Here is a 15,682-nt window from a genome sequence, read left to right as displayed (position 1 = left end):
CCAAGTCACTCGATGAAGCTCTCAGCGTGGAAAGTGATTGTGGCGTGGATCCCCTTCGCCCTAACCGCTCACGCCGGGGACTTCACGGCGGAACTGGATGAGGTGCGAGCCCTCGCCGGGCTGACGAAGCCGCCCGTCGTGACCGTCGCCGATGGCTTCGAAGCCACCGGCACGGTGAAGCCGATCTATTTCGAGGCGCTCGATTGGAAAGGCTCACCGACCAAGGTCTTCGCCTGGCTCGGTCTGCCGAAAAACACCGCGGATCCGGTCCCGGGCATCGTGCTCGTTCATGGCGGTGGCGGCACCGCTTTCAAGAACTGGGTCGAACTCTGGAACCAGCAAGGCTTCGCCGCCATCAGCATCGCCGTCGAAGGCCAGACCGATGTCAAAACGGGAAAATCCTGGAACCGCCACTCGTGGGCGGGCCCTTCCAGAAACGGGATCTACGGCGACTCGGATGAAGCGCTGAAAGACCAGTGGATGTACCATGCGGTGGCCGACACCGTCCTTGCCAATTCGCTGCTCCGCTCGTTGCCGGAAGTCGATGCCGAAAAGGTCGGTGTGATGGGGATTTCCTGGGGCGGCGTGATCACCAGCACCGTGATGGGGATCGACGATCGCTTCGCCTTCGCCATCCCGGTCTACGGATGTGGCAACCTCGCCACTGCGGGAAACCAGTATGGCAGAGCCCTCGGGAACAACGCTCTCTATCAGAAAGTGTGGGACCCGATGATCCGCCTCGCCGACGCCAGGATGCCAAGCCTGTGGTTCTCCTGGCCGGGCGATCAGCATTTCCCCCTCGACCTTCATGCAGGCTGCTACCAGGCAGCGAAAGGCCCCCATCTGGTGAGCTTGATTCCCGGCATGGGTCACGGTCACGGCGCCGGATGGAGAAAGCCCGATAGCTATGCTTTCGCCAAGAGCATCGTCGCTGACGGCAAGCCATGGTGCGAGCAAACGGGAATCTCGCTGGATGACGGAAACGCCCGCGTGGAATTCCGATCAAAGAAGCCTTTTGAGAAAGCGCTGCTCGTCACCACCAGCGACTCCGGAATCACCGGCGGGCGCGAGTGGCAGGAGTCGCCGGCCGAGCTCAGCAAAGACGGAGATACATGGGTGGTCACAGCGACCCTTCCGGAGAAGACCACCGCTTGGTTCGTGAATCTGAAAAGCGGTGATCTGACGGCAAGCTCGGACTTTCAGGAGCAGTAGTCTTCTCCCCAAGCATGAAACACCTTGTCCTCCTTCTCGGTCTGCTGGCCCCAACTTGCGCATTCGGAGAAGTCCCCGAGCCCCCCAGGCCGAACGTCGTTCTCATTCTAACAGACGACCTCGGCTGGCAGGACGTCGCCTGCTACGACATCGACGAACCCTGCCCCTACGAGACGCCGAACATCGACAAGTTCGCCAATCAGGGCGTGATGTTCCGGCAAGGCTACTCGCCCGCCCCGACCTGCGCTCCCTCCCGCGCGGCGATCCTTTCCGGCAAGCACCCGGCCCGAGCGCAGAAAACCCACGTCGTCGGTGGCGCTCCGCCTTCACCCTATGGAAAAGGCAGCACGCTCATCTCTCCGTGGTACAGCGGGCGCATGCCGACCAGCGAGATCACCATCGCCGAAGCTCTCAAGTCGAATGGCTACACCACCGGCTGCGTGGGGAAATGGCATGTCGCCATCAACCACCGCGCCTTTCCTCAGCCTAAAGACCAGGGCTTCGACTTCTCACGCATGGACACCGGGGTGAGCAAGGCGATGAAGCCCCATCGACTCACCGGATATGCCAGCAAGGCGGAGGACGATCCTTTCCGTCTCGACGAAAATGGCTTCCCCCGCGATCAGAACACCGAGGACGCGCTGACTTTCCTGAAGGAGAATCATGACAAGCCCTTCTTCCTCTACCACGCCACCTGGCTGGTCCACGCGCCGATCCAGTCGCGCAGCGAAGAGATATTGAAGAAATACTGCGAGAAGATGGACGTCCCATTTCCTGTTGATCCGCAGAAATGGGAGATCGAGGGACAGAAAAACCCTTTCTACGGCGCCATGGTCGAATCGCTCGACTACTACGTCGGCCGTATTTTGAACTACCTCGACACCACCGAGGACCCGCGCTGGCCGGGCCACAAGCTGGCGGAGAACACCTACGTCATCTTCACCTCGGACAACGGCGGCTTCGTCAAGCACCCCGGCGAGTTCATCACCACCAACAAGCCGCTCGACAAGGGCAAGATCAACGCCAAGGAAGGCGGCGTCCGCGTCCCCTTCATCATCCGCGGACCCGGCATCAGGGCGGGAGTCGAGAGCGACGCCATGGTCAACGGCCTCGATTTCTACCCGACCATCCTGAGCTGGACCGGCACGGCAAAGCCTAAAGGGCAGCACCTCGACGGCTCCGATCTCGCCCGCTTTCTCGAGACCGATCTGAGCCATCCGGAGTTGATCGTGGACGCCAGCGGCAAGCCTCGCGACACCATGACCTGGCATTTCCCGAACTCCGCCGCGATGCAGTCCAGCATCCGGATCGGCGGCTTCAAACTCATCCGCAACTGGCAGCCCCGCCTGCTCGGGAAACCCGATCTGGAACTCTACCGTCTCTATGATGACAAAGGCGGACGGATCGACATCGAGGAATCTAACAACCTCGCCTCGAACATGCCCGAACGGGCAAAGCAGATGGACGAAGCGCTGCAGCTGCGCCTTGATGAAATGAAGGCAAGCCCGCCCTATCTCAATCCGCGCTCGCCGGCGAAGCCTCCCGGATCGGAGACGACACCGCTCCCCCGTGAGAACGGACGCGACGGAGACCAGGTCTGGATGAGCTTTGACGAACGCGGAGCGAAAGTGACGGAGGCGCATCTGATCTACACCGACAACGGCGGTGATCGCTATGAGGAATGGTACCGCGAGCCCGCCGATCTCGGCGACGGCCGCGTGCAGGCCACCCTTCCCCCCGGCACCACGCACTACGTATTCAACCTGATCGATGAGAACCACTTCCTCGTGAGCCATCCCGAAATGAAACTCGAAAGCGATCGATCTGAAAAATATTCGGAACGGGCGTTTCCCGGCAAGTGATTCCCTCCCGCTTTTCGGATGGGCTCGATTCCGACCCGCCGCAGCGGGCCAGCAACTACCGGCCTCGGCATGCTTTCAGATGGATGGATCTTGATTCAATTCCGATGGCGACAATGATCCTTTCAGAAATGCGCGTAATCTTGCCGCTACTATTTGCCACTCTTCCATTGGGTGCCGCTGATCCGCTCGAAGAGCTGTCGCTGACAAAACTCGAACAGCGCCTTACCGGCATCGACGCCGAGCTCGAACAGCTGGCGAGTGCCAGCTTCCAAGGCGGTGTCGGCCCACTCGGTTTCCGCTCGGCGACCCACGATACCAGCGACGAGGAGGAGTGGATCAGGGTGGATTTCTCGCAGGAGGAAATCATTGATGAGATCATTCTTGTCCCGACCCTCTGGCGGGATACGAAGTCGGGCTTTCGCGCTGACGCCTTTCCTCTGGAATTCCGCATTCTCGCGGGCACGGAGCACGACCCCGAGGGGGCTGTTCTTGCTCGTTTCACTTCCGCAGACCAGCTCGTCCCGAGAACCGCTCCTTTGATCATCCCGTGTCCGGACACGACCGCTTCGTGGGTGAAGATTCATGCCACCAAACTCTCCCCACGAGCATGGGACGGCCTCTACATTCTTCAACTGTCCGAGATTCTTGTCTTCAGCGGGGAAGAGAATGTCGCCCTGCAGCAAACGGTCACTTCCTCCTCACCCGACCAGTATCATGGGCCTGCCCGCGACAAGCGCTTCCTGGTGGATGGCTTCGTGCCCTATCTGATGGACGCCGCGCAAGGCGAACAGAGCCTCGCATTCGTCAGCCAGAGCAAGGAGTTCGACAAGCCGACTCTAAGCTTTGATCTCGGCTCCCCCCAGCTTCTCAACCGGATTCAGCTGCATGCCACCGACCTGAGCGACACCGTGCCCCAGACAGCAGCGGTCGACTTCGGCATCCCACGCCATCTGATCATCGAGGGCAGTCTGAAGTCCGATTTTTCCGATGCCGTCATGCTTACCGAGTATCGCATGGAATCGATCTACGATACCGGCCCCATCATTATCCGGCGGTTTCCGGAGACGGAATGTCAATTTGTCCGGCTGGTCGCGGTTGAGCCCTACAATCCCGAACGCAGCATGGCCCCAGGTGCCCAGCTGGGATTTGCGGAAATCGAAATTTTTTCCCGTGGCCGGAATGTGGCACTCGGGATCATGCCTCAGAGTGATCTTAAGGTCGTGAGCCCCGAGCGATCGCTCTCGGCAGTCACCGATGGACGAAATCTCTACGGCCAGATCATTCCGATCAGGCAATGGATGGGGGAGCTGGCCCGTCGTCACGAACTGGAAGTGGAACGTCCGCTCGTCGTTGCCGCCCTCGATCGCGAACATGCTGAACAGAAAGCCCTGGTCAATCGACTGGCCTGGCTGGTGGCCTTTCTAACAGGAGGGATCATCCTCATCGTGTTGGTCGATCGCATCATCCGCTTGCGCCATGTCGGCCGAATCCGGGAGCGCCTGGCGGCCGACCTCCACGACGAGTTGGGTGCCAATCTTCACACCATTGGTTTGCTCAGTGATCTGGCTGCAGAATCAGGGGATTCCCCGGAACAGCTCGCAACCTTTCACCGGCGCATTCGATCGGAAACCGAGCGATCAGGCCTGGCGGTTCGCCATTGCACCGACATGCTCGAAGCCGTCGGCGTCAGCGCTGATTTCGAAGAGGATATGCGACGGGCTTCGCGCCGCATCATGTCCCGGCTCGAGAACGAGATCAAAGTGGAGGGGATCGAGCACATCGATGCGCTGAATCGTCGGACCCGCTACGATCTGTTCCTCTTCTACAAGGAATGCCTAGTCAATATCAGCCGCCATGCCGGAGCCAGCAAATTCACCACCCATCTGAAGGCGGAAAAGAGAATGATCCGGTTGGTCATCAGCGACGATGGCCACGGCATCATGAATTCGACCAAAAATGGCGTGCCCTCATCACTTCGAAGGCGTGCCCGGATTCTCAAGGGAAAGGTCCGTGTCGACAGCCCTGAATCCGGAGGCACTCGCGTGACTCTGGAGCTGCCTACGCGGAAGTTTCGGCTGAAAAAGGGCTGAATTTCCGCTGCCTCACCGATCATAATAAATGAGGACTCGAAAAGGGCTAGCCCTCGATGCTTACCCCCGTAGGCTGGCCACGGTGAACGCGCGGATTTTCCTTTCCAGCCGTGATCCCCTATCAATATGAGCCAATCAATCCGTGTGATGCTGGTGGAAGACCACCCCGAGTACCGGGAAGTGGTCGAGCTCGCCTTGGAGCGGGAGTCCGATCTGGAGTTGATCGGAGAGTTCGGCACGGCCGAGCGAGCGTTACGCCATCTTCAGGACAACCCCGGCAGGGTTCCCGACGTGATCTTGCTCGACCTGAACCTGCCCGGAATCTCCGGACTGGATACCATTCCTCAAATCACCAGAATCATCCCGGATGTTAGAATCATCATCCTCACCCAGTCGGACCATGAACAGGATGTGCTGAAAGCCGTCTCACTCGGAGCAGCCGGCTACCTCCTGAAATCCGCGACCATCAGTCAGATCAAGGAGGGCATCCGCAACGTCATGAAAGGAGGTGCATCTCTCGATGCCCGCATCGCAAGTTTCGTGCTGAGCTCACTGAAATCGAAACTGCCGGCCGACGTGGGCGACGAATCCCCCATCACTGATCGCGAGCTGGAAGTGCTTCAACTCATGTCGGAAGGTTTGGCGAAGAAGAATATCGCCGACCAACTCTCCATCAGTCCGAACACCGTCGTGACTCACGTCACGCACATCTACGAAAAGCTCAACGCCCAGAATGCCCCCTCGGCAATCGCGAAGGCGTTCCGCTTGGGGATTCTGAAGATGGAAGGCGAAGAGTGATTCGGCCGACTCGAAGCACGCAAAGTTGCAGCCATCGGCCGGAGCCTCGTTCATCAGAAATCCTCCTCCACGACCAACCCGACGAAACGTTTCGGGCCCGCGATCGGAATTCGGACCTCACGGGTCTCAAAAAACCCCTCGCTTGAAACATAGCTATCCGTCACCGGCTGCCAGTCCATCAGATCGATTGAGGTTTTCACGGTGGAAGTCAGGCCCTTTGTCGCCGTCGATTTCGTGTAGGCAAAGACGAACTCCGAACCATCGCGCGACCAGCTTGGAAGGTCCTCACGATCGTCCGCGAGCGGATTCATCCCAAGCGCAAACTCGATCAGGTTGTCCACCCCATCGTTATCGAAGTCCTCCTCAGGTCCGCTGCCGGTCGGCAGGTTTGCGCCGAAGAACGATTCACGCCAGGTGAGAAAATCGATGGCCCAGCGACCCGGCTCCGGCGTGGCGGCCGTCCAGCTCGTGGAAAAATTCCCGAAACCATCGAGATCGATCCGCTGCAACGAGTCACCCGCCCCTCCAGCCAGCACCGGCCACGGTGCCAATGCGGAATAACGCACCTCGTCCTCCGTCACCTGTGGATGGTGATCGGGCTCATCGGACGGAGGCAGGTCAGGCCGCTGCAATCGCACCGTGCCGGCCACATCATCGAGTGGCCCGTCAGTAAACGGGCCCACGAGGCGGACTTCCGTGCCGATTCCATACTCCGATCTGAAGGATTCCGCAGCCGAGGGATCAGCCTCGGGATCAAACGCTACCAGCACCAGGGTTTCGCCTGGCGCGAGTTGTTGCGCAGCCGTGAAATCAAAATCCGCCCCACCTCTCAATCTCCAGTGATCGAGGTTCTCCAGCAACACCCCGGCATTGAGGATCTCCACGAACTCCAACAGATCGCCTGCAGCGCCTTCCCGATGATACATCAACTCGGAAATGACCACCGGTCCCACCTGCGGCCCCTCGTTGGCGCGACCGAAGGTTCCGGATGTCATCGACACGAGTGTCCCATAGCCCGCGCCATTCGGCCAACGACCCAGCGATTCGCCAGGGAAGGCCGCGGCAAAGTCGACCTGGTCAACAAAGCGCAACAGCTGCCCGTCTTCCGTTGATTCCAGCAAGCTCAGCTCCTCGCCGTGCGCACTGCTCAAAGCAAAGGGCCGCCCCGGCGTCCATGTGCCCTTGCTCCCATGGTTGTCAAGGAATGGCGTCTCAATGGAGAAGCTGTTCTCATCAAGCACCGTTACCTCATAAGTCTCTCCATAATCCCCGTACCCGCCGTATCCCGAAATCGTCACGATGTCGCCCGTGCCCAAGCCGTGGTCAGGAGAGGACACCTCCGTCGGCGAGGCCGCCAATGTACCTGCGTAGTTCTCAATCCGATTCGACTCCGCTGCATTGAAATCCGCCTCGTCGAACACAAGGTACCCACCACCCGCGATCATCGTCCCGTCCGGAATCCGGAACGACCGGTAGACCGACGGGCGGTCACTTAAAACCCAACCGCCCACATCGATCGGACTGGCGGTGGTGTTGAAAAGTTCGACGGCGTCCAGAGTCGGCAGTTCGCTGTGACTGAGAACCTCATTGATCACCACACGGAGATCCGGTCCGGCTCCATCCGCGCCTGGCGAGCCATTGAACTCGCTGCTCGAACGCCAGCTTTCTGAACCCGACGAATCCTCGGCCGACCCGACCAACTCAAGGGAGGAACCCTCGCCATCCGCCCTCCCCGGCCACTGCCCGCTGCTGCCATATGTCGTGCTCTGCACCCGTTCACCTGACTCTAACAGCAAGGTCACGGTCTCGCCTTCGTTGGCCAGACTTCCTGCATAGACGCCTGCAAGGGGAACCAAGGGGTAGCGGATCGCAAAGGCCTCCGCATCTTTCGCCACGACCACGAAATCTCCGGCATTCAGCACCCGATTTCCGAAGGTGAACGCCACTCCCTCACTGAATCGCACGCCCGAGAGATTCACCGCATTCGCCGACTGGTTCCGGAGCTCCACAAATTCGAAGAGGCCCGAATCAGAGAGATCGCGAGGGCCCTCCAGTGCCAACCCGGCCGCCAACTCCGAAGCCGTCGCATCATAGGGGTGGTAGTGAATCTCCGAGATCACGAGATCATCCGCTGCAGCCAGCGACTCGACATAAAAGACGCTCTCCGACAAGGCCGACCACTCCCCGCCGCTCAGCACGCGAGCGCGGACCGGCAGACTGGATGGCAGGCTGATGCTCTGCCCCGAAGCCACACCCGTCGCCGCGGGATTGATGCCGCCCCCTTCAAACCGCGGGTCACTCCCATCCAGAGTATAGTAAATCATCCCACTCGGACTCGTGACTGTTAGAGTGCCGTCGGTCGGGATTTCCCCGCCATGTTGTGCGACTCCGTTCACCAGAAAAGCTGGCGCATCCAACGATGGCAGGAGCCCCTCGCTGAGGTAGCCGTTCATCACGTTCGCACCACGCACCGGAAAGTAGCTGCCAATCAACCGCGACTGCTCCGCCAGCCACTCCACGTTCCGGGTGTAGGCAGGCGTCCTGCGATGATCGCCCCAGCGGGCGGATTCCGCGAGAATCGCCCGATCCAACTCGGCAGCCCTGGCCATCCAGCGCGCCGAGCAGGCCTCCTGCGTCAAGGCACCACCATGGAACAGATGCTTCTGAAGACGATCGGCAAAGCGGAGTCGGTACTCGGGAATGCTTTCCAATACATCCCGCACCACCGCCCCGCTCGAGGCCTCTCCTAACGGATCACGCGGCACCACGGCACTGGAGGGTGATGTTAGAATCTGTTCGGCATCCCACGAAAACAACCTCCATGGCGCCATCTGTCCGGGCTGCCCGGCCGGAAACGGACCTCCTCCCGCTGCCCGCCAGTTGCCATTGGTCTTCAGATCACCATTTCCCGCGAAGCGGTTGAAGATCTGATAGTCGATGTAGTTGTCGACATCGAGAACCTCCTGAATCTCCGACCAGCTCCCGGTGGTCACTACGCTCTTCATCGTCTCCCATGCGCTTGTGTCGCCATCGGTTGGAGCACCGCCATTCAAGGCATCCAGCTGATCGCGATCGCCTCCATTGTATTCCGCATAGTGCGAAGCATCGGCCCGCTCGCAGAGATTGTGGACGCCCCAGTAAAGCCCGTTCACATAAAGGTGCACCATCATCCCGCGCCCTCCGTCCGCGTTACCCATTTCTAACATAGTGTCGCGAGCCCATTGGTCGCGTATCATGGAAGCGTATCCCCGCTGGTTCTCCGCCGAATGAATCCAACTATTGTTATAGCCCGCCCGCAGCGAGAGGACATTGAAGGAATTGACCGGCCCATCGGGGAAAAGTTTCTCGTTCAGTCGCCCGACACCATACTCACCGCGGAAACGAAGACTCATCGAGTGCTTGGGACTGCTAGCCGGATTGCGACTCGCCCCGCCCTGAATCCGAAGGCCGCAATTCACCCCCCAGTCGCCGCGAGGATCCCCCTCGGCAGGGATGAATTCCGTTGAACAAGCCCGCTCCCAGGCAAAGGGAAAACTTCCTGAGTTTCTCGACTGCGGATGGGTGTAGATCCCGTCATCCGAACCGGAAAAGTCGTCGCGATCCATCGCAATCGAGATCGTCGGAAGATCCCTCATGCCCTGCAGCAAGGCCTGCGAACCACTCAATCCGCCATGTCCGGTCGAGCTCGCCGTCGACCTCGAAACCGTCGGGTCCATTTCGTAGTCCCCCGAGGAAAGATCATCCCAGCCCCCTGGCTTCACCTGATCGAGCAGAGCGCCGTTCAATCCTCCCGGATCACTCCCATCCACAGCCGCCCCCCGAATATCGAGCAGGATATAACTCTGCGTGTCGATATCCGTCGGCGCAAAGCCCGAGAGCACCGCCGCCGCCCGCACGGCCGTCGTTTCAGCGATCATCACGGGACCGCCGTAGACCATTGCGGATCCCGTCGGATCACCATCCCCATCGATCGGAGCGCTTCCGTCGGTGGTATAGTAAATCGTCGCTCCCGGCGTCGCCGTACTGATGGTCACCGACACCGCACTCGAATAGAACCCACGGTCCGGGAAAAACTTGGTGTCCGCCACTTGCGCGAGCCCGTTGGCATCATTCGCCGCGCCGGGGGTAGGCGCATTGAAATACACCGCTGCTCCGCTTAGCGGATGCACTCCATAAGACACATCATCACTCTGGGCCGGGAAATCCGCACCTGCGGGGCCGAAGGAGCTCGCGATGCTCAGATTCGGACGGGTCAGTGCCAGGAACTCGCCGTCTGCTGACAACTTGAAATTGGTGTGCAGATTTCCACGGATGTCCGGCTCCGCCTCGTCGGAGGCGTAGACCACCAGGAACTCGCCGGGGCCCAGCCATGTCGGCGAAGGAAATGTCCACTTTGTCAGGTTTCCGGCGTCATCGCTCAGATGCCAACCCGCAAGGTTCATCGTCCCGGTCCCCTTGTTGGCAATCTCGACCCAGTCCTCCTTCGCCCCCGGCACCTGATTGGCAATCGGCCACCAGCCGTTCGGATTGTTAGAGGCCCCACCGTCATTGCTCGCCATGAACTCGTTCAGCACCAGCGGACTCACCTCGAGAGTGGTGAAGCTCCGGGTCGGAGTCGACCAGGCCACCCCAGCGATGTTCTCGGCAGCCATACGGAAAAAGTAGCGCGTCTCCGGATTCAGCCCGGACAAGACCTGCGAAAAATCCGACGCGAAGGCCCCGAGAACGAGACGCTGGTCCCAGCTCCCAACCGTCGTCCCCCCGTCCTCATCGCCCCAGTAGAGCGTCACCGTCGGCACATCCCCTCCGGTCCCCGTCACCACCCCGGATATCCGCGCGGAACTCCCGCCGACCGACTCCGCCGCGGAGCTTGTCACCGCTGGAAGCTGGGCTGCCAGGGTGGAAAAGCGGCCACTCGTCGCGGCCCAGGCTGAGCCCCCCGAATTTTGCGCGAATGCCCGGAAGTAGTAGGTGGTCCCATGAGTCAGATCGAAGAGCGAGGTGCTGAACGTCCCGCTCTGCCCGCCGAGTGCCACCGACTCGTCCCAGCTCCCCGAGAGCGTTCCTCCGTCGCTCAGTCCGTAAAAGATCGTCACCAGCGGCTCCTCGCCGCCCGTTGCACTCACCGCCCCGTTGAGCTCCGCCGAAGAAAAAGTGAGTTCGCTTGCCGCCTGATTCGCGACGACCGGTGGGTTCGGCGGCGGCGCGGTGGTGAAGCTGCTCGTGGCACCCGCCCAGCCATCCCCCCCGGCATTGCGTGCAAAACTACGGAAGTAGTAGGTCGTCGATGGTGAAAGGCCCGAAAGCTCCGCCGAAAACGAACCACCTTGGGTCCCCAAGTTGATGGCATGATCCCATGACTCAGCCGAGCTTCCGCCATCGTTGTTTCCCCAGTAGAGCGTCACCTGCGGATCGAGCCCACCGTCATCCGTCACCGTGCCACCGATGGTTGCGGAACTTGCCGCCACCGAGGAAGCCGGGGCGTTTCCAACCACCGGCGCAGCCACACTGAGCGATCCCGCCGCAGCCCAGTCCACCGCCTGACCAAATAGCCGGCGCCCGTCCGCCGTCAGCGAACTGAAGGTGTCGTTCTTGAGTCCGACGACCACCCGTCGTGCCGGCGCCGCTCCTCCGTTCATCAGAATCCCGCCCTGATCCACCACCGTGATGAACCCGCGGGTGCTGTCGTCATCATCCTCAAGCACCCGGACTTTCCCCGAAGCATCGGGAGCAACCGCCCAGAACACTTCGGCACTTCCCGAGCAAATCGGCACCAGCTGGCCCACCGAAAATCCCTCTGTGATCGGATGATTCGTGCTGATTCGCACGCGGTGATTGGTCGCCGTCTGGTTTTCGGCGCTCGTCACCGCGAAATCCCCCGAGCCATTGGCGACCACCACCCGCTCCCAGCAAACCACCGGCACCGGACTTCCATTGAATTTCCCCCGGACATCCGCACTGGCGATGGTCGAGGAAATCACCACGACATCATAAGCGGACTCATCGCCCGATGCCAGCGAGCTGCCGGACGCATAATCGACTTCCGACGCCCCATAGCGCCCTTCAAGATAGGCCAAAGCCGCCGCATCAGCCGCCAGACTTGGCGATGCCCCGCCACCCACGAACAAGACCTCCACCGCACTCGCAGGAAAGACACCCAGGGCCACCAGTGCCAACATCCCCAGGGTCTTGCTGCTCAAAGACAAATGGCTCGAGAATGACGGATGTATAAACATGGAACCTCACCTTTATCCTCCCATGGCGTCATCCGTCTAGTCGCTATTATTTACGATAGGCTCCGCCGGGGACCATGGGAAGAGAGCCATGAGGGTCGCGGAGCGGGAAAAACCGATCAGGAGCGAGCGCCCGCCAATTCCCGCTTCGCCGTCATTCAGGACCACCGAAATCGTGGCGCAATTCTTCTATCGCCAGACGTAGATTCTCATAAAAATTGATTTACCAAAGCCGCTCAATTTCGCTTTGGTATTGGAATGTCGACAAACCCACAGACCAACAAGAATACCGCATGGGGCACTGATTTGCCGAAGATTGGCATCCGCCCGACCATCGATGGCCGCCTCGGAGGCGTTCGCGAATCCCTGGAGGACCAAACCCAGGCACTCGCCAAGTCGGTTGAGAAACTCCTGACGGAAAACCTCAGATACCCGAACGGCGAACCCGTCCAATGCGTCGTCGCCAAACCCTGCATCGGTGGAGTCGCCGAAGCCGCCGCCACCGAAGATCTCTTCCGCCGCGAAAACGTCGGCGTCTCCCTGACCGTCACCCCCTGCTGGTGCTACGGCTCGGAAACCATGGACATGGATCCGCTCCGCCCGAAAGCCGTCTGGGGCTTCAATGGCACCGAGCGCCCCGGCGCGGTCTACCTCGCCGCCGTTCTAGCAGGTCACTCGCAGAAGGGAGTTCCCGCCTTCGGCATCTATGGCAAAGATGTCCAGGAAGCCGGTGACCCGACCATCCCCGACGACGTCCAACACAAGCTCCTCAGCTTTGCCCAGTGCGGACTCGCCGTCGCCCTGATGCGCGGAAAGGCCTACCTCTCGATGGGTGGCACCTCGATGGGCATCGCCGGCTCGGTCGTCGACCACGCCTTCTGGGAAAAGTATCTCGGCATGCGCGTCGAGGACATCGACATGACTGAAGTGGTCGGTCGCATGAACAAGGACCTGTACGACGCCGAAGAATTCAAGATCGCCTCCGAGTGGGTGAAAAAGAACTGCCTTGAAGGAAAGGATTTCAACGCCCCGGACCAGGTCCGCAGCCGCGAGCAGCTCGATTCCGAATGGTCGGACAGCATCAAGATGGCACTCATCGGTCGCGACCTGATGGTCGGCAATCCGAAGCTCGCCGAGATGGGTTATGGCGAACAGGCGCATGGCCACCAGGCCATCGCCGCAGGCTTCCAGGGCCAGCGTCAGTGGACCGATCACTTCCCGAACGGCGATTTCATGGAAGCGATCCTCAACACGTCCTTCGACTGGAACGGCAAGCGCCCGCCCTACATTCTCGCCACCGAGAACGACGCCCTCAACGGCGCGACCATGCTCTTCGGTCACCTTCTGACCAACACTGCCCAGATCTTCGCCGACCTGCGCACCTACTGGAGCCCCGACGCCGTGGCGAACGCCTGCGATGGCTACCAGCTCGAAGGTCAGGCCTCCGACGGCCTGCTTCACCTGATCAACTCCGGACCTGCCGCCCTCGACGGCACCGGTGAGCAAAGCGCCGACGGCGAGCCGACGATGAAACCCTTCTGGGAAATCACCGACGAAGAAGTTCAGAAGTGTCTCGATGCCACCACCTGGCACCCATCGATCACCGAGTACTTCCCTGGCGGCGGCATGAGCACCCGCTACAAGACCAAGGGCGGCATGCCTTCGACCATGACCCGCATCAATCTCGTCGCCGGCCTCGGCCCCTGCCTCCAGATTGCCGAAGGTTACACCGTCGATCTTCCCGACAAGGTCCACGACACCCTCGACCTCCGCACCAACGCGACCTGGCCGACCACCTGGTTCGCGCCGATCATTACCGGACGCGGTGCCTTCACCTCGACCTACGAAGTGATGAACAACTGGGGTGCCAACCACTGCGTGCTCACCGCCGGTCACGTCGGTCACCTCTTCATCACGCTCGCCTCGATCCTGCGGATTCCGGTTTACATGCACAACGTCGCCGACGAGCGCATCTTCCGCCCCAGCACCTGGAACGCCTTCGGTACCGACAACCGCGAGTCCGCCGATTTCCGCGCCTGCGAGAACTTCGGCCCGCTCTACGGCCGGAAGTAATCCTTCAACCAACCCCACGCGGGGTTGCGAATCTCAGCCCGGGGTTGCCGCAGGCGACCCCGGGCTGATTCTTTTGGCCCTGCAGAATGGCGTCCAAGAGACCTCAGGAAAGCTCACTTGCCGCGTGAATCGCGCGCCAGGCCTTCCGGTACTTCCCCGGCGGCTCACCGACCTGCTTGCGGAAAAACACCGCCATGTGCTCGTCATGCACGAATCCCGCGAGCCCGGCGATGCGCTTCAGCGGAAAATCCGTCTCCTCTAACAACTGCTTGATCCGCGCCACCCGCACCTCCGCGATCAATTCCGAGGGAGACCTGCCAAAGCACTCCCGCATCCGTCGTTCCAAGGACCTTCGGGAAATCGACACCGACTTCACCACGTCTTCGACGCCGATCCCTTCGCAGGCATGCTCGCGGAGAAATCGATAAGCCGCAGCGATCACCCGGTCCTCGATCGCCACCACATCGGTCGATCCCCGGACAATCACCCGATTCGGAGGAACAAGGATCTCTTCGCTCGTCACTGTTTCTCCCCGCATCATCCGATCCAGCAACGCCGCCGCATCATAGCCGATCTGCCGGGTATTCGGATCCACGCTGCTCAGGTTCGGATGACATAGCCCGCAGATCACCTCGTCGTTGTCGACACCGATCACCGCGATGTCATCCGGCACCGCGATGCCCGCGTCTTCACAGCATTGAAGCACCTGCTGGGCGCGGATGTCATTGCAGGCGATCAGGCCAACCGGTTTCTCCAAAGACTTCAACCATGACGTCACCCCCTCGGTATCGAGCATTCCTTTCGACTCCTGACCAATCGTCGTCGGCCGCCGTGACCCCCGGGACTCGTAGACCGCCGGCCTGGCTTCATCGGCATCTAACAACTCTCGCAACCACCCCAGGCGGCGCACCGAATAATCCGCTCCAGCAAAGCCACAGAATGCGAAGCGTCTGAGCCCCTGATGGCGGAGATGGTCAATCGCCATTCGCACCACCGCTTCATCATCCGTATTGATTTGAGGAACGCCCGGAATGCCCTTCCAGCAGCGCAGGTCCACCGTCGGAATCCTCAGCGCCTGAATCGTCGTCGCCATCTCGGCCGATTCAATGCGCGCCAGAATGCCGTCGCCCTTCCAATGACGCAGCCAAGCCGGCGTCACCGCATCAAACGACATTTCCTGGTGCCGCAGTGACCACCCTCCTCCGAAACGCACATAGGCTGCAATGCCCTCCAGCAACCCGCGCCCATACGAACGGGAGGACTCGATCAGTAAGGCAACGTGTTTCATGATGCAAAGGCGCGGTTTTCCATGACGCAGTTCTTCAGGGACACCCACGAGAAAAGCACCAAGGCCCCACCGAACGCCATCATCAATTGGCGTGGATCCTCAAAAAACGCTCCCTCAATTTCTCAA

7 protein-coding genes are annotated in these 15,682 nt (G+C 60.5%); 5 read left to right on the top strand and 2 right to left on the bottom strand.

Features of this window, described 5'->3' with window-relative positions:
- The first annotated feature begins 12 nt into the window (after positions 1–12).
- The 4 genes from ACFQY0_RS11225 to ACFQY0_RS11210 all read left to right on the top strand — a co-directional run bounded on the left by ACFQY0_RS11225 (position 13) and on the right by ACFQY0_RS11210 (position 5,962).
- Positions 13–1,212 (top strand): acetylxylan esterase, encoded by a 1,200-nt coding sequence (locus tag ACFQY0_RS11225; RefSeq protein WP_379712344.1) that lies wholly within the window; start codon positions 13–15, stop codon positions 1,210–1,212.
- 14 nt (positions 1,213–1,226) lie between these two features.
- A complete protein-coding gene (locus ACFQY0_RS11220) occupies positions 1,227–3,074 on the top strand; it encodes a sulfatase (protein ID WP_379712342.1) in 1,848 nt (615 codons plus the stop codon).
- A gap of 128 nt (positions 3,075–3,202) precedes the next feature.
- Positions 3,203–5,164: a sensor histidine kinase gene (locus tag ACFQY0_RS11215; protein ID WP_379712340.1), complete on the top strand. Its 1,962-nt coding sequence runs from the start codon at positions 3,203–3,205 to the stop codon at positions 5,162–5,164.
- A gap of 126 nt (positions 5,165–5,290) precedes the next feature.
- Positions 5,291–5,962 carry a response regulator gene (locus ACFQY0_RS11210; protein WP_379712338.1) on the top strand — a complete coding sequence of 224 codons (672 nt, stop codon included), beginning with the start codon at positions 5,291–5,293 and terminating at the stop codon, positions 5,960–5,962.
- Positions 5,963–6,015: 53 nt separating this feature from the next.
- On the opposite strand, the gene ACFQY0_RS11205 is transcribed toward ACFQY0_RS11210, so the two are convergent.
- Positions 6,016–12,162, bottom strand: a complete 6,147-nt coding sequence (locus tag ACFQY0_RS11205) for a lamin tail domain-containing protein (protein WP_379712336.1) — start codon at positions 12,160–12,162, stop codon at positions 6,016–6,018.
- A 291-nt stretch (positions 12,163–12,453) separates the two neighbouring features.
- Here ACFQY0_RS11205 and ACFQY0_RS11200 point away from each other — a divergent pair, with 291 nt between their 5' ends.
- Positions 12,454–14,268: an L-fucose isomerase gene (locus ACFQY0_RS11200; RefSeq protein WP_379712334.1), complete on the top strand. Its 1,815-nt coding sequence runs from the start codon at positions 12,454–12,456 to the stop codon at positions 14,266–14,268.
- Positions 14,269–14,371: 103 nt separating this feature from the next.
- On the opposite strand, the gene ACFQY0_RS11195 is transcribed toward ACFQY0_RS11200, so the two are convergent.
- Positions 14,372–15,556 (bottom strand): AraC family transcriptional regulator, encoded by a 1,185-nt coding sequence (locus tag ACFQY0_RS11195; protein WP_379712332.1) that lies wholly within the window; start codon positions 15,554–15,556, stop codon positions 14,372–14,374.
- Positions 15,557–15,682: the final 126 nt, after the last annotated feature.

It is taken from the genome of Haloferula chungangensis (assembly GCF_042664875.1).
Classification (GTDB): domain Bacteria; phylum Verrucomicrobiota; class Verrucomicrobiia; order Verrucomicrobiales; family Akkermansiaceae; genus Haloferula; species Haloferula chungangensis.
The sequence above is the reverse complement of the archived record's forward strand: the minus strand, read 5'-3'. Positions and strand labels throughout refer to the sequence as shown.